Origin of the sequence: Streptomyces lancefieldiae, assembly GCF_031845825.1 — a bacterium.
Classification (GTDB): Bacteria; Actinomycetota; Actinomycetes; order Streptomycetales; family Streptomycetaceae; genus Streptomyces; species Streptomyces lancefieldiae.
Genome location: NZ_JAVRFH010000006.1, coordinates 241,349 through 257,217 on the forward strand (window position 1 = coordinate 241,349; position 15,869 = coordinate 257,217).

At 71.3% G+C, this 15,869-nt stretch carries 13 protein-coding genes; 11 read left to right on the plus strand and 2 right to left on the minus strand.

Going from position 1 to position 15,869, the window contains the following annotated elements; all coding sequences use genetic code 11:
• Positions 1-55: 55 nt before the first annotated feature.
• Both RM812_RS08760 and RM812_RS08765 read right to left on the minus strand, forming a co-directional pair.
• On the minus strand, positions 56-1,390 hold the full coding sequence (locus tag RM812_RS08760; RefSeq protein ID WP_311571825.1) for a polysialyltransferase family glycosyltransferase: 1,335 nt from the start codon (positions 1,388-1,390) through the stop codon (positions 56-58).
• Positions 1,387-2,367, minus strand: coding sequence for a glycosyltransferase family 2 protein (locus RM812_RS08765; RefSeq protein WP_311571826.1), 981 nt, complete (start codon positions 2,365-2,367; stop codon positions 1,387-1,389). The genes RM812_RS08760 and RM812_RS08765 overlap by 4 nt, the downstream gene beginning before the upstream one ends.
• A 198-nt stretch (positions 2,368-2,565) precedes the next feature.
• On the opposite strand from RM812_RS08765, the gene RM812_RS08770 reads away from it, so the two are divergent.
• From RM812_RS08770 to RM812_RS08820, 11 genes are all read left to right on the plus strand, one after another.
• Positions 2,566-3,906: a DUF6716 putative glycosyltransferase gene (locus RM812_RS08770; protein ID WP_311571827.1), complete on the plus strand. Its 1,341-nt coding sequence runs from the start codon at positions 2,566-2,568 to the stop codon at positions 3,904-3,906.
• Positions 3,907-3,938: 32 nt separating this feature from the next.
• Positions 3,939-5,198 (plus strand): acylneuraminate cytidylyltransferase, encoded by a 1,260-nt coding sequence (locus RM812_RS08775; RefSeq protein WP_311571828.1) that lies wholly within the window; start codon positions 3,939-3,941, stop codon positions 5,196-5,198.
• 13 nt (positions 5,199-5,211) lie between these two features.
• Positions 5,212-6,150, plus strand: coding sequence for an N-acetylneuraminate synthase family protein (locus tag RM812_RS08780; RefSeq protein ID WP_311571829.1), 939 nt, complete (start codon positions 5,212-5,214; stop codon positions 6,148-6,150).
• Between the two features lie 41 nt (positions 6,151-6,191).
• Positions 6,192-7,259, plus strand: a complete 1,068-nt coding sequence (locus RM812_RS08785; protein ID WP_311571830.1) for a hypothetical protein — start codon at positions 6,192-6,194, stop codon at positions 7,257-7,259.
• A 233-nt stretch (positions 7,260-7,492) separates the two neighbouring features.
• Complete coding sequence (locus tag RM812_RS08790; RefSeq protein WP_311571831.1) at positions 7,493-8,731, plus strand: M20 family metallopeptidase; 1,239 nt, start codon at positions 7,493-7,495, stop codon at positions 8,729-8,731.
• A gap of 204 nt (positions 8,732-8,935) precedes the next feature.
• Positions 8,936-9,979 carry a BMP family lipoprotein gene (locus RM812_RS08795; protein ID WP_311571832.1) on the plus strand — a complete coding sequence of 348 codons (1,044 nt, stop codon included), beginning with the start codon at positions 8,936-8,938 and terminating at the stop codon, positions 9,977-9,979.
• Positions 9,980-10,248: 269 nt separating this feature from the next.
• Positions 10,249-11,292, plus strand: coding sequence for a BMP family lipoprotein (locus RM812_RS08800; RefSeq protein WP_311571833.1), 1,044 nt, complete (start codon positions 10,249-10,251; stop codon positions 11,290-11,292).
• A 220-nt stretch (positions 11,293-11,512) separates the two neighbouring features.
• On the plus strand, positions 11,513-13,072 hold the full coding sequence (locus RM812_RS08805) for an ABC transporter ATP-binding protein (RefSeq protein WP_311571834.1): 1,560 nt from the start codon (positions 11,513-11,515) through the stop codon (positions 13,070-13,072).
• Complete coding sequence (locus tag RM812_RS08810) at positions 13,072-14,196, plus strand: ABC transporter permease (RefSeq protein ID WP_311571835.1); 1,125 nt, start codon at positions 13,072-13,074, stop codon at positions 14,194-14,196. The genes RM812_RS08805 and RM812_RS08810 overlap by 1 nt, the downstream gene beginning before the upstream one ends.
• Positions 14,193-15,467: an ABC transporter permease gene (locus tag RM812_RS08815; protein WP_311571836.1), complete on the plus strand. Its 1,275-nt coding sequence runs from the start codon at positions 14,193-14,195 to the stop codon at positions 15,465-15,467. Before RM812_RS08810 ends, RM812_RS08815 begins: the two co-directional genes overlap by 4 nt.
• Positions 15,464-15,856 carry a cytidine deaminase gene (locus RM812_RS08820; RefSeq protein ID WP_311571838.1) on the plus strand — a complete coding sequence of 131 codons (393 nt, stop codon included), beginning with the start codon at positions 15,464-15,466 and terminating at the stop codon, positions 15,854-15,856. The genes RM812_RS08815 and RM812_RS08820 overlap by 4 nt, the downstream gene beginning before the upstream one ends.
• The last annotated feature ends 13 nt before the right edge of the window (positions 15,857-15,869 follow it).

Genomic DNA, 15,869 nt, shown 5'->3' on the forward strand with positions numbered 1-15,869 from the left:
GGCGCGAAAACGGTCCGCCGACTCCGCCGGCGGACCGTCACGAAAAATCGATCACTCATCGTCCGATCGAGCGTCGAATGGCCCTCGCCCGCCGCACCACCTTGCGTGCCGTGGAATTGTGCGGCAGGAACGCCAGCCGCTCCGGAATCCCGCCGGGCAGTCCCAGAGAGGTCAGCCGCCGCTTCTTGAAGTACCGGCGGGTGCGGGCGTTCAGGTTGCTCCGCAGGTACTCCTCGGCCGCCGGCCGCAGCTCGGGCAGGATCTTGGGCTGCATCGCGAACCCGACGGCCCGCACCAGCGCGGCGAGGGCGTCGGTGTCCAGGCCCCGCCGCCCCTCGGCGACGGCCGCGGCGTCGGCCGGCTCGGGCAGCAGCGCGTCGACGATGGTGACGGGCACGCGGTTGCTGTTCTCGTACGGCGTCAGCCGGTCCAGCAGGGTGTCGGTGCCGACCCGGGCGACCGGCAGCTGGTACAGCGCGGACGCGGTCAGCAGGGCCGTGGAGAAGCAGCCGACGACCAGCGCCGGGCGCATCCGCTGGTACAGCACCTCCGCCAGGACCGGCGTGTCCAGCACGGTGAGGTCGACGCCGAGCTTCTCCGCCTCCTGCTCCAGGGTGCGGGTGAAGCGGGCCGGTGCCGTGGGGTGCGGCTTGAACACCACGCGGGTGTGACCGAGCCCGACGGCGCCCGTCAGCATGGTCACGTGCAGGCACTCCTCCTCCTCGGCGGAGAGGATGCCCAGCGCCGACAGGTACTGGCCCAGCAGCAGCGCCGGTTCCCCGACCTCGGGCAGGGACGCGTCGGTGTCCGCGAGCTCGGCCAGCACCTTGGTGAACGCCGCGGTCGGCACGATCCGGGCCGGGACGTCGAACTCGGTCAGCAGCAGCGGTGCCAGCCCCGGGACCAGGTCGAGGTGGAGCAGCCGTTCCACGCGCGTGCCGACCAGCGGGTCGAGCTTGTTGCGGGTGGGGCCGTAACTCATCAGGCCGTCGGCGTAGACGGTGAGGGGCGCGTCGGTGAAGATCTGCGCCACACCGAGTGCCGGATGCACCTGGATCGACTCCACGGCGAGCTCCACGTCGTCGTCGCCCAGCTCCCAGGCCAGCCGCAGGTACCGCTCCCACAGGGGCGCGTCGTCCACCCGCGGCGACCAGCCACCGGGGTGGAAGGGGAAGATCGTCTCGTTCCACGACACCACGTCGTCGAACCGCGACCGCAGCCGCTCGAACCCGGGCATCGCGTCCACGGAGGGCGTCGTCTCGGGCGTCGTCGCGTTGTTGGCGACCAGCAGGATCCGCCGGTCGGCCGGGGTGAAACAGCCCGCGTCCAGGGCCGCGGCGAGCGTGGCCGTGCCGTACAGCGTCGACGCCAGGAAGATCTGCGTACTCACGCCGCCGCCTCCGCACCCGGCAGCGCACGGCGGCGCAGCCGGCGCAGCAGCGTGGCGCGCTCGGCGTCCATCGAGCGGAGCACCTCGTCGAGCGCGTCCTGCGGCATCCGCCGCAGGGCGGCGCCGCTCATCACCTTCAGTTTGCGGGCCACGGCAGGCTCGAACCTTTCGATGGAACCAAGATGGTGGGAAATGATCGCGCAGTACGTGCGCACGGCCTTCGGCAGCAGACGCGCGGCGTCGGCGTCCTGGGCCGTCCCCGCCACGACCTCGTCGAAGGCGCGGATGAAGTCGAGCTGGCGGACGTCGCCGATCTGGGTGAGCGAGGACGCCACCCCGCGCCGGTAGAAGACACCGAGCAGCCCGGTCACCGCGAACGACTCCGCCTCCCGGTGCAGCCGCCAGATCCACGGCCGGTCCTCGGCCGTGCGCAGCCCGTCGGTGAAGTGCAGCAGACCGCGCTCGACCAGCCGGCGGTGGTAGACGCCGGCCCACGCGTAGGCGTAGTCGACGGAGGTGGACCGGTGGGCCGGCAGGATCGCGTCGCGCGGACGCAGCGAGACGTTGCGGCGGCCGTGCGGCACCCGGTGCACGACACGGGCCCGTGCCGTGCACTGGACGTGGTCGGTGCGCACGAAGTCGCAGCCCAGCTCCTCGATCGCGGCGACGAGCCGGTCGTAGTGGCCGGGGGCCAGCCAGTCGTCGCCGTCCAGGAAGGTCAGGTACTCGCCGCGCGCCCGGTCGATGCCGGTGTTGCGGGCGGTGGCCAGACCGCCGTTCCGTTCGTGTCTGACCAGCACCGCCCCCGGCAGCTCGGACTCGGCCCGCGCGAGCAGGTCCGCGGTCCCGTCGGACGAGCAGTCGTCGACGAGAATGAATTCGAAGTCGTCCCGCGCGTTCGCGCGCAGACTCCGCAGGGTGTCGGGTGCGTATTGCCGCACATTGTAGAACGGCACGATGACGGAGAGCTTTGGCACGGGAACGACGTTAGGCGGCTGCCCGGCATCTGGCTTTTCCGGCACCTTGATATGCGGTGAACGAGGCATGGCGAAGCAGTGAAGTGCACGGTGTTCCGGACGCCGGGCGGCTCGATTCGCCATTCAGCGGTGTGCTGTTCACTATCTGTTGGATTCCGGTTGGGCGGCTCCTAGAAAAGCCTTTTTAGCGTCTACGACGTGCCAGCAAGTGCAACGAAGGCCCTGCGAGTCGCCGTCCTGGCGGATTCCGACACCCGGTGGAAATGGGGCGCGCTCACCGCGAGCCGCGTCTCCCCCGGGGCCCCCGACAACACGGAAATCCACCTGGACGGTTACCTCCTGCGGGGCCGAGCCACCCCCACGCCCCGCCAGCTGAGGGAAGTCGGCGTCACCGCGGACTCGCTCCGCGAGGTGACCGCGGTCGAGTTCCTGCGCGTGATGGCCGAGGAACCGTACGACGTCCTCGTCCTCGCCCTGGTCGGCGGCGGCGTCCAGGCCGTACTGCACGGCCTGGGGCGCGTGTGGGAGGGCCGCGCCGACCGGCCCGTCGTCGTCACCGGCTACGTCGGCGTCGTCTACGAGAAGCTCGCCGACGGCCTGCTCCTGCGCCACGGCGCCGACCTCGTCCTGGCCAACTCCCGCCAGGACGCCGACCGTTTCCGTGCCGTGTACGAGGGGGTCGGCGCCGACGCCTCCGCGGTGACCGAGGTCGCCCTGCCCTTCCTGGGCGGAGCCGCCTACACCGGCGAGCACGACCCGTACACGGTCGTCTTCGCCGCCCAGCCATCCGTCCCGGACCGCCGCGAGGACCGTACGTACCTGCTGAACCGCCTGATCCGGCACGCCCGGCGGCACCCGGAGCGCGAGGTGCTGCTCAAGCTGCGCTCCAAGCCGGGCGAACACACCACGCACATCGAGGAGCTGCCCTACCAGAAGCTGGTGCAGCGGGCCGACCCGCCGCCCAACTTCCGCCTCGTCTACGGGCACATGGGCGAGGTCCTCGACCGGACCGACCTGCTGGTGACCGTCAGCTCCACGGCCGCCCTGGAGTCACTGCACCGCCGCATCCCCACCGTCGTGCTCTCCGACCTCGGCGTGCGCGAGGCGCTCGGCAACCACCACTTCATCGGCTCCGGCTGCCTCGCCTCCTGGGACCAGCTCGACGAGGGCCACCGCCCCGTGCCCGACCCCGACTGGATCGCCCGGCAGGGCGTGGCGGCAGGGGACACCGCCGAGGGCACGAGCACGTACGCGACCGCCTTCGACAGGGCCCGCGCACGCATCGCCGAGCTGCTCGCCCGACCCGGCGGCCTGCCCCCGCTCACCCCGTACTACACACCCGTCACCGCCCCCGGCTACCTGCCCGGCATCCTCGCCCGCCACCACCTCGGCCCGGACGGCACCCCGCTGCCCGGCGCGCCCGCCGCCGACCGCGACCCCGGCCCGGTCCGGCAGATCGTGCGCCGCGCGGCCCGCGGCGCCTACCGGCACGGCGTGCAGCGCGTCGCCCCGGTCATCCGGCGGATGGGGGAGCTGTGACCGGCCCGAACCGTCAGCAAGGAGTACAGCCCATGTCCCCACCGGAACCGGGCCGGGGCGCCGACGTGCGCCGTGTGCTCGCGGTGATCCCCGCACGCGGCGGCTCCAAGGGCGTGCCCGCGAAGAACCTCGCCCCCGTCGGCGGCGTGCCCCTCGTGGCCCGCGCGGTGCGCGAGTGCCGGGCCGCCCGCCTCGTGACGGACGTCGTGGTCTCCACCGACGACCACGCCATCGCGGCCACCGCCCGCGAGGCCGGCGCCGAGGTCGTCCTGCGGCCCGCCGCCATCGCCGGGGACACGGCGACCTCCGAGGCCGCGGTGCTGCACGCGATGGACGCCCACGAGGCCCTGCACGGCGCGGCCGTCGACGTGGTGCTCCTCGTGCAGTGCACCAGCCCCTTCCTCGTCCGCGAGGACGTCGACGGGGTGGCCGGCGCGGTCGTGGAGGGCGGCGCCGACACCGCGGTGACCGTCGCCCCCTTCCACGGCTTCGTGTGGCGGGACGGCACGGACGAGGCAGGCCGGGAGGAGGGCGGCTACGGCGTCAACCACGACAAGTCCCACCGCCCGCGCCGCCAGGACCGCCCCCAGGACCTCCTGGAGACCGGCGCCGCCTACGCCATGGCCGCGCCCGGCTTCCGCAGCCACCGGCACCGCTTCTTCGGCCGCACCGAACTGGTCCGCACCGACCCGGCCCGCGTCCTGGAGATCGACGACCCGCACGACCTGGCCCGCGCCCGCGCCCTGGCCCCCCACTTCGACGCCGCCCGGCCCGGCGCCCTGCCGACCGCGGCCGACGTCGACGCGGTCGTCCTCGACTTCGACGGCACCCAGACCGACGACCGGGTGCTGATCGACTCCGACGGACGGGAGTTCGTCTCCGTGCACCGCGGCGACGGACTCGGCATCGCGGCCCTGCGCCGCAGCGGCCTGCGGATGCTGATCCTGTCCACGGAAGTGAACCCGGTCGTCGCCGCCCGCGCCCGGAAGCTGAAGCTCCCGGTGCTGCACGGCATCGACCGCAAGGACCTCGCCCTCAAGCAGTGGTGCGAGGAACAGGGCGTCGCGCCCGAGCGCGTGCTCTACGTCGGCAACGACGTCAACGACCTGCCGTGCTTCGCCCTCGTGGGCTGGCCGGTGGCGGTCGCGAGCGCCCACGACGCCGTACGCGGCGCCGCACGCGCGGTCACCACCGTCCCCGGCGGCGACGGCGCGATCCGGGAGATCGCCGCCTGGCTCCTCGGCCCCTCGCTCGACTCCCTCGAATCCCCCACGATCACCCAGTCCAGGTAAGGAACCCCCTGTCATGAGCACCGACTCCCGCATCCGCGCCTTCGGTACCCGCGAGGCCGGCCCCGGCCGCCCCGTCTACGTCACCGGCGAGATCGGCATCAACCACAACGGCGACATCGAGAACGCCTTCAAGCTGATCGACGCCGCCGCCGAGGCCGGCTGCGACGCGGTCAAGTTCCAGAAGCGCACCCCCGAGATCTGCACCCCGCGCGACCAGTGGGACATCGAGCGCGACACCCCCTGGGGCCGGATGACGTACATCGACTACCGCCACCGCGTCGAGTTCGGCGAGGACGAGTACCGCCAGATCGACGACTACTGCAAGAGCAGGAACATCGCCTGGTTCGCCTCCCCGTGGGACACCGAGGCCGTCGCCTTCCTGGAGAAGTTCGACGTCCCCGCCCACAAGGTCGCCTCCGCCTCCCTCACCGACGACGAACTGCTGCGCGCCCTGCGCGCCACCGGCCGCACGGTCATCCTCTCCACCGGCATGTCCACCCCGAAGCAGATCCGCCACGCGGTCGAGGTCCTGGGCAGCGACAACATCCTGCTCTGCCACGCCACCTCGACCTACCCGGCGAAGGCCGAGGAGCTCAACCTGCGCGTGATCAACACCCTCCAGCAGGAGTACCCGAACGTCCCGATCGGCTACTCCGGCCACGAGACCGGCCTGCAGACCACCCTCGCCGCCGTCGCCCTCGGCGCCACCTTCGTCGAGCGCCACATCACCCTCGACCGCGCCATGTGGGGCTCCGACCAGGCCGCCTCCGTCGAGCCGCAGGGCCTGACCCGCCTGGTGCGCGACATCCGCACCATCGAGGCCTCCCTCGGCGACGGCGTCAAGAAGGTCTACGACTCCGAGCTCGGCCCCATGAAGAAGCTGCGCCGCGTCACCGGCGTGGTCGCCGAGGCGGAGATCGCCGCGGCGGCGGGCGAGCCGGTCTCGGTCTGACCTCACCCCACCCCCCACCACGACGGGACGGTCGTACGCCGATGAGCCCCCGCGCCGGGAACGCCGGCCCCCGCACTCTCGCCTTCGTCGAGAGCCCGGTACAACTGCTGAACGTGCTGGAGTGGGCGCACACGCGCGCACCCGGCGCGGAGCTCACCCTCGTGGTCCTCTCGCCCGTCGACCCGATGACCCGCGGCCAGTTGCGCCGCATGTCCGAACTGGCCCGCAAGGAGGGCCACGAGGTCCGCTGGGAGGAGGCGCGCGGCGGCGCCACCGCACCCTTCCGCACGGTCGGCGGCCTGACGGGCGCCCTGCGCCACGCGGACCGGATCGTCATGGGCGACCCCTTCTCCCGCTACGTGCAACTGCTCCTCACCATCACCCGCGCCCGTGACCTGGTCGTCGTCGACGACGGCACGGCCACCATGGAGTTCGTCACCCAGCTCGCCCACGGCGAACGCCTGGTGCGCTGGCACCGCAAGGGCAGCCGCTCCGGCCCGCGCGACCTGCTCTTCGGCCCGGTCTCCGCCTCCGCGCGCCGCCGCCTCACCCCGGCCCGGGGCCGCCGCGTGGAGGTCTTCTCCGCCATGCCCATCGAGGACACCCCGGACGGCGTCGCCGTCACCGCGAACGACTTCGCCTGGACCCGGGCCCGCTTCGGCCCGCCCCGCATCACCAAGGGCGCCGACATGGTCGGTACGTCGCTGGTGGAGACCGGCGTCGTGGACGGCGACCGCTACCTGGACGCCGTACGCGGCCTGGCGAGGACCCATGGGGCGGCCCGCTACTTCGCCCACCGCCGCGAGAGCACCGAGAAACTGCACCGGCTGGCCGTGGAGACCGGCCTGGAGATCGTCCGCCCCGACCTCCCGCTGGAGCTGATCGCCCGCCGCGGCCCGATCGGCCGCACCGTCCTCAGCTTCCCCTCCACGGTCGTGCACACCCTCCCCCTGGCCCTGGCCGGTACCGAGGTCCGCGTCGCCGTCTGCGACATCGACCCGGCCTGGCTCACCCAGCACGCCTCACCGCGCGCCCGGGGGTTCCTGTCCGGGGTGACGGACTCGGCACGGGGGGCGCACCGGCTGTCGGCGGTGGCGAGCCCGGGGTAGAGGCAGTCCTCGCGTGGTACCCGTGTCTCAAGGACGGGTGCCGACGAGTGGTGGGGCCGCTCTCGGTCGATCTCTCATGATCGGCTCGGTCGGAAGGACGGGCGAGTTTACCCAAGCGAGTCGATGGCTATGCGTAGGGCGGCCGCGTTTTCTTCCCCTAACGGGCTGAATTTTGTTGATCGGGGGTCAACCGGTCGGTCGGGCGCCCTACTCTTCAAAGGGTGAAAGCGTTGATGTCCCCAGAGTCCGAGGCCGACACTTCCGGTGAGACCGCGCTGCCCGGCGCATTGCCCGAGGCGCTGCGCGCCGAGCTCGTCGCCTTCCGCCGCGACCTGCACACGCACCCCGAACTGGGCAACCAGGAGTTCCGCACCACCGCCGCGATCAAGGAACGGCTCGAGCGGGCCGGCCTGAGGCCGCGGGTGCTGCCGATCGGCACCGGACTCGTCTGCGACATCGGCACCGACACCGACTCGGGACAGTGGACGGGCGGCCCGCGCATGCTCGCCCTGAGGGCCGACATCGACGCCCTGCCCATCCCGGACACCAAGAAGGACTGCCCGTACCGCTCGAAGGTCCCCGACCGCGCCCACGCCTGCGGACACGACGTCCACACCACCGTCGTCCTCGGCGCCGGACTCGTGCTCGCCGCCCTGCACCAGCAGGGCCTGCTGCCCCGGCCGGTACGGCTGATCTTCCAGCCGGCGGAGGAGGTACTGCCCGGCGGTGCCCCCGACACCATCGAGGGCGGCGCGCTGGACGGGGTGCGCCGCATCCTGGCCGTGCACTGCGACCCGAGGGTGGACGCCGGGAGGATCGGACTGCGGGTCGGCCCCATCACCTCCGCCTGCGACCGGCTGGAGATCGCGCTGAACGGCCCCGGCGGCCACACCGCCCGCCCGCACCTCACCACCGACCTGGTCACCGCCGCCGCGCGCGTGGTCACCGACGTGCCCTCGCTCGTCGCCCGGCGCGTGGACAGCCGCAGCGGGCTGGCCATGACCTGGGGCCGGATCGAGTCCGGCCACGCCCCGAACGTCATCCCGCAGCACGCCGAGCTCGCCGGGACCGTGCGCTGCCTCGACCTCGACGCCTGGCGGCAGGCGCCCGACCTGGTCGTCGGCGCCATCGACGAGATCGCCAACCTGTACCGGGCCAAGTCCGAGATCACCTACGTCCGCGGGGTGCCCCCGGTCGTCAACGAGGTCACCAGCACCGAACTGCTCCAGGCCGCCATGGTCGCCCGGCGCGGCACCGAGTCCGTGCAGGGCACCGAGCAGAGCCTCGGGGGCGAGGACTTCTCCTGGTACCTGGAGCACGTGCCCGGCGCCATGGCCCGGCTCGGCGTCCGCCCGCCCGGCGAGCGCACGGTCCGCGACCTGCACCAGGGCGACTTCGACGTGGACGAGCACGCCATCACCGTCGGCGTGGAGATGTTCACCGCGGCGGCGCTCATCGACGCCGTCCAGTAGGGACCGGGCCGCCCGGTGTGCCGGGGGTGCGGCCCCGGCACCCCTTTCGGACCCCTACGCCCGGGTGGTTCACCAGGTCGTAACCGGCCAGCGGCACGAATGCGTAACGGCCCCGCGGAACCCCGTTCCCAGGGGTTTCTACGCGCGTTAATGTGCGCCGAACCGAGCGCCCGAGGCGGGGCTTTGGAGAATGGGGAGCTTCAGATGCGTCGGATACCGAGACTGACCCGTGCCGCGGTGGGGGTCGCGTCGCTCGCACTCGCCGCCACGGCCTGCGGCGGCACCAGCAGCGACAGCGACAGCGGCGCCAAGGGCGACAAGGGCCTCGCCATCGCCTACGACATCGGCGGCAAGGGCGACCAGTCCTTCAACGACGCCGCGTACGCGGGTCTGGAGCGGGCCCAGAAGGAGTTCGGCTACAAGACCGCCGACATCGAGCCCACCGAGGGCGAGACCGACGCGGACAAGGAGCAGCGCCTCGCCTCGCTCGCGAAGCAGGGCTACAATCCGGTCATCGGCGTGGGCTTCGCCTACGGCCCGGCGATGAAGGCCGTCGCCGAGAAGTACCCGGACACCACCTTCGGCATCGTGGACTCCGTGGTCGAGGGCAAGAACACCGCGTCCCTCGTCTTCGCCGAGAACGAGGCCTCCTACCTCGCGGGCGTCGCGGCGGCCAAGGCCACCAAGAGCAACGTCGTCGGCTTCGTCGGCGGGGTCGACGTACCGCTGATCCACAAGTTCGAGGCCGGCTACAAGCAGGGCGTCAAGGACACCAACCCCAAGGTCGAGGTGGTCTCGCAGTACCTGACGCAGACCGCGGAGGAGGGCGGCTTCTCCAGCCCGGACAAGGGCCGAGCCGCCGCCGAGGGCCAGATCGAGAAGAAGGCCGACGTCGTCTACCAGGCCGCCGGTCTCTCCGGCCAGGGCGTGATCGAGGCCGCCGCGAAGGCGAAGGTCTGGGCGATCGGCGTCGACTCCGACCAGTACCGGCAGGAAGCCCTCGCCGCCCACAAGGACTACATCCTGACCTCCGCCCTCAAGGACATCGACGGCGCGGTCTTCGCCCTGGCCAAGTCGGTGGAGGACGGCAAGCCGTTGACCGGCACCCAGACCTTCGACCTGAAGTCCGAGGGGGTCGGCCTGTCCGACAGCAACCCGAAGTACGCCGCGGTCGCGGGGCTGACGGACGCCGTGGCCAAGGCCAAGGCGGCCATCATCGACGGCTCGATCAAGGTCAAGACCGAGTAGAACAGCGCGACACGGAACCGGACGAAGCGGGCGGGCGCCCGAAGTGCCCGCCCGCTTCGGCGTATCGCCCGCCCGGCGCCCCGGCGTCACCCTCCGCCACCCTCCGTTTGCGTCCGGCAAGCCTCGCCCCCCAGTCCGCGGCGGCTTGCTCACGGGCGGATAACAAGGTGGACAGAAGGGGTTTTCAGGCAGGTCTACGCGCGTTAATCTGCGGCGAAGCCAGCGCCGTAGCCGAACCGTCCGGCGCTTGTACGACAGGAGCACCAGACATGCGCCGGATTTCCCGGATCACGGTCGCAGGCGCAGCGACCGCCTCCCTGGCCCTCGCCCTCGCCGCCTGCGGTGGTACCTCGACCTCCGGGTCGGAGTCCAAGGGCGACAAGGGCCTCGCCATCGCGTACGACGTCGGTGGCAAGGGCGACCAGTCCTTCAACGACGCCGCTTACGCGGGTCTGGAGCAGGCCAAGAAGGAGTTCTCGTACGAGACCGCCGACATCGAGCCCACCGACGGCGAGACGGACGCCGACAAGGAGCAGCGGCTGACCTCGCTGGCGAAGCAGGGCTACAACCCGGTCATCGGTGTCGGCTACGCGTACGCCTCCGCCATGAAGAACGTCGCCGAGAAGTACCCGGACACCACCTTCGGCATCGTGGACGACGCCACGATCGAGGCGAAGAACGTGGCGGACCTGGTCTTCAACGAGCAGGAGGCGTCCTACCTGGCCGGCGTCGCCGCCGCCAAGAGCACCAAGACCAAGACGGTCGGCTTCGTGGGCGGCGTGGACGTGCCGCTGATCCACAAGTTCCAGGCCGGCTTCGAGCAGGGTGTCAAGGACACCGACCCGAAGATCAAGGTCGTCTCGCAGTACCTCACGCAGACCGCGGAGGAGGGCGGCTTCTCCAGCCCCGACAAGGGCAAGACCGCCGCCGAGGGCCAGATCGAGAAGAAGGCCGACGTCGTCTACGCGGCAGCCGGTCTCTCCGGTCAGGGCGTGATCGAGGCCGCCGCCACCAGCAAGGTCTGGGCGATCGGCGTCGACTCCGACCAGTACAAGCAGGAAGCCCTCGCGAAGTACAAGGACTACATCCTGACCTCGGCCACGAAGGACGTCGCGAAGGCCGTGTACAGCCTCGCGAAGTCGGTCGAGGACGGCAAGCCCGAGACCGGTATCGTTCGGGGCGATCTGAAGTCCGGCGAGGTCGGCCTCTCGGTCTCCAACCCGAAGTTCGCGGACAACGCCGAGCTCCAGGCAGCCATCAAGACGGCCAAGGAGAAGATCGTCAGCGGCGAGATCAAGGTCAAGGACAGCTGAACCGAGCTGAGCTGAGCACCACCTCGAACAGCGTGTAACCCGCGGGGTTGCACCGGCTCGGCGGGGTACGGGGAGGCCGTCTTCCCGTACCCCGTCGTGTGGTGTGCCGCCGCTTCAGATGCCGAAGGGGCGCTACGCGCGTAGACGGCCCCCGTCCCCAGGAGAGTGCGCCATCAACGCGTCCAGCAGCCCTCCGGCCGGAGCGGCGGTCAACGAATCGGTGACCGCCGTCGAACTCGCCGGGATCACCAAGCGTTTCCCCGGTGTCGTGGCCAACCACGACATCCACCTGACCGTCCGCAAGGGCACCGTCCACGCCCTCGTCGGGGAGAACGGCGCCGGCAAGTCGACCCTGATGAAGATCCTCTACGGCATGCAGAAGCCGGACGAGGGCACCATCGCGATCGACGGCGAGCAGGTCACCTTCTCGTCGCCCGCCGACGCCATCGTGCGCGGCATCGGCATGGTCCACCAGCACTTCATGCTCGCCGACAACCTCACGGTCCTCGAGAACGTGGTCCTCGGCAGCGAGAAGCTCCACGGCATCGGCGGCAAGGCCCGCCGCAGGATCAAGGAGATCTCCGAGCGCTACGGCCTCGGGGTGCGCCCCGACGTCCTGGTCGAGGAGCTCGGCGTCGCCGCCCGCCAGCGCGTGGAGATCCTCAAGGTCCTCTACCGCGGCGCCCGCACGCTGATCCTGGACGAGCCGACGGCCGTCCTGGTGCCGCAGGAGGTGGACGCCCTCTTCGACAACCTGCGCGAGCTGAAGGCCGAGGGCCTGTCCGTCATCTTCATCTCCCACAAGCTGGGCGAGGTCCTCTCGGTCGCCGACGACATCACCGTCATCCGGCGCGGTACGACGGTCGGCACGGCGGTGCCCTCCGAGACCACCCCGCGCCAGCTCGCCGAGCTGATGGTCGGCAGCGAGCTGCCCACGCCGGAGACGGCGGAGTCGACGGTCACCGACCGCCCGGTCCTCACCGTCGACACGCTGCGCCTGGTGGCGCCGGGCGGCAAGGCCCTGCTCGACGACGTCTCCTTCACCATCCACGCCGGCGAGGTGCTGGGCATCGCCGGCGTCGAGGGCAACGGTCAGACCGAGCTGGTCGACGCGCTCATCGGCCTCAAGCACGCCGACTCGGGCAGCATCCGCTTCCTCGACCAGGACATCACCGCGCTGCCCACCCGCAAGCGCCGCGAGCAGGGCGTCGGCTACATCCCCGAGGACCGCCACCGCCACGGCCTGCTCCTGGAGGCCCCCCTCTGGGAGAACCGCATCCTCGGCCACGTCACCGAGAAGCCCAACAGCAAGGGCGTCTGGCTGGACCCGAAGGGCTCCCAGGAGGACACCCGCCGCATCGTCGAGACGTACGACGTCCGCACCCCCGGCATCGACGTCACCGCCGCCTCCCTGTCCGGCGGCAACCAGCAGAAGCTGATCGTCGGCCGCGAGATGAGCCACCATCCGCGCTTCCTGATCGCCGCCCACCCCACCCGCGGCGTGGACGTCGGCGCGCAGGCCGCCATCTGGGACCACATCCGCGAGGCCCGCCGCGAGGGCCTGGCCGTCCTGCTGATCTCCGCCGACCTGGACGAGCTGATCGGCCTGTCCGACACCCTCCGGGTGATCTACGACGGCAAGCTGGTCGCGGACGCCGACCCGGCCACCATCACCCCCGAGGAGCTCGGTTCGGCGATGACCGGCGCCGCTTCCGGCCACCTCGAACACGAAGAGACCCCGGCCGACGGTGGCCCGGGTGCGGAAGACGAGGCCCGCTGATGAAGAAGTTCGACAAGGAGCGCGTGCTCCTCGCGGTGGCCGGACCGGTCATCGCGCTCGCCGTGGCCTTCGTGCTGAGCGCGATCGTCCTGATCGCCTCGGGCAAGAACCCGGTCGAGCCGTTCGCCCTGATGTTCGAGCAGGCCGGTTTCTCCGACATCCAGGTCTTGATCATCAACCAGGCGTCGATGTACTACATCGCGGCCCTCGCGGTCGCCATCGGCTTCCGGATGAACCTGTTCAACATCGGCGTCGACGGCCAGTACCAGCTCGCCGCCATGACGGCCGCGATCGTCGGCGCCCACGCCAACCTGCCGGCGGCCCTGCAGATCCCGCTCCTCCTGCTGACCGCCGTCCTCACCGGCGCCTTCTGGTCCGGCATCGCCGGTGTCCTGAAGATCACCCGTGGCGTGAGCGAAGTCGTCGCGACGATCATGCTCAACTCCATCGCCACCGCCGTGATCGGCTACCTCTGGCTGCCCGACGTCTTCGGCGTCAAGATCGGCAACAACAACACCACCGGCGAGATGCACGAGTCCGGCTGGATCCCCGGCATCGACATGGGCGCGGCCGGCGAGGTCTACGGCCTGGTCGTCCTCGCCGTCCTCCTCGGCATCGGCTACTGGCTCGTCCTCAACCGCACCCGCTTCGGCTTCGACCTGCGCGCCTCCGGCGCCTCCGAGTCCGCCGCCGCGGCCAGCGGTGTCGACCCCAAGCGCATGGTGCTCACCGCGATGCTCATCTCCGGCGGTCTCGCCGGCCTCGCGGGCCTGCCGATCCTGCTCGGCGACACCCACACCTACAGCCTCAACTTCCCCACCGGCATCGGCTTCCTCGGCATCGGCATCGCCCTGCTCGGCCGCAACAGCCCGGTCGGCATCGCCTTCGCCGCCCTGCTGTGGGCCTGGCTCGACAAGGCCTCGCCCGAGCTGGACTTCCACGGCTACGACAAGGAGATCGCGGTCATCATGCAGGGCCTGATCGTCCTCTCGGTCGTCGTCTCCTACGAGGCCGTCCGCGAGTGGGGCCTGCGCCGCCAGCAGCGCCGGGTCGGCGCGGAGCTGGCCGCCGGTCACGTCCTCGGCGCCACCGACAACACGAAGAAGGAGGTGGCCGGCCGATGACCGCTCCGACCACAGCGACCGACGTCAACCAGCCCTCGCTGCAGCCCGGGGCGCCGACCGGCCGCCGCATGTCGCTGCCCGTCCTGATGCTGGTCATCGCCGGAGCCCTGGCGCTGACCTCCCTCGTCCGCCTGATCACCGGCGCCGACGGCATCACCAACGTCAGCCAGATGTCCACCGCCCTCCAGCTCGCCGTGCCGATCGGCCTCGCCGGCCTCGGCGGTCTGTGGGCCGAGCGCGCGGGCGTCGTCAACATCGGCCTCGAGGGCATGATGATCCTCGGCACCTGGTTCGGTGCCTGGGCCGGCTTCCAGTGGGGCCCGTGGACCGGTGTCCTGGTGGGCATCATCGGCGGCGCGATCGGCGGCCTGCTGCACGCGATCGTCACCATCACCTTCAACGTCAACCACATCGTCTCCGGTGTGGCCCTCAACATCCTCGCCCTGGGCGCCACCCGCTACCTCGCCCCGCTCGCCTTCGAGGGCCACCAGGGCGGCTCGGCCAAGCAGTCCCCGCCGGTGGACTCCCTCGGGCACTTCACGGTGCCGGGGCTCTCCGACGGCCTGGAGACCCTCAACGACAAGGGCTGGTTCCTGGTCTCGGACATCGCCGGCCTGCTCGGCGGCCTGGTCACCAACGTGTCCTGGCTGACCCTGATCGCCGTCGCGCTGGTCCCCGCCACCTGGTGGATCCTGTGGCGCACCGCGTTCGGCCTGCGCCTGCGCTCCTGCGGCGAGAACCCGGTCGCCGCCGAGTCGCTCGGCGTCAACGTCTACAAGTACAAGTACCTGGCCGTGATCATCTCCGGCGGCCTGGCCGGCCTCGGCGGCGTCTTCCTCTCCATCGTGGCCAACCCGTTCTACCTGGAGGGCCAGACCAGCGGCCGCGGCTACATCGGCCTCGCGGCGATGATCTTCGGCAACTGGATGCCGGGCGGCCTCGCCATCGGCGCCGGTCTGTTCGGCTACACCGACAGCCTCAACCTGCGCGGCGGCTCCGCCAACGTGCACGCCCTGCTGCTGCTCGGCGCGCTGCTGCTGGTCGTCGGCGCCATCTGGCTGGCGGTCCGCAAGAAGTACGTCAAGGCCGCGATCACGTTCGTCGTCGGCGCGCTGGTCTTCGCCTGGTACGCGGGCACCAACGAGGTCCCGAACCAGGTCGTCTCCGCCACCCCGTACGTCGTCACCCTCGTCGTCCTCGCGCTGTCCGCGCAGCGCCTGCGGATGCCGAAGGCGGACGGCATGCAGTACCGGAAGGGGCAGGGCAAGTGACCGGCGTCGACTGGGAAGCCCTGCGCACGGCGGCCCGGGACGCGATGTCCCGGGCGTACGCCCCGTACTCGGGGTACGCAGTGGGCGCCGCCGCCCTGGTCGACGACGGCCGCACGGTGACCGGCTGCAACGTGGAGAACGCCAGCTACGGCATCGGCCTGTGCGCCGAGTGCGGCCTGGTCTCCCAGCTCCAGCTGACCGGCGGCGGCCGGCTGACGCACTTCGCCTGCGTCGACGGCCACGGCGAGACCCTGGTGCCGTGCGGGCGCTGCCGCCAGCTGCTGTACGAGTTCGGCGGCCCGGAGATGCTGCTGGAGACGCCCGCCGGGGTCCTGCCCCTGTCGGAGATGCTCCCGCAGGCCTTCGGCCCCGACCACCTCACCAAGTAACTCCCGCAATCCC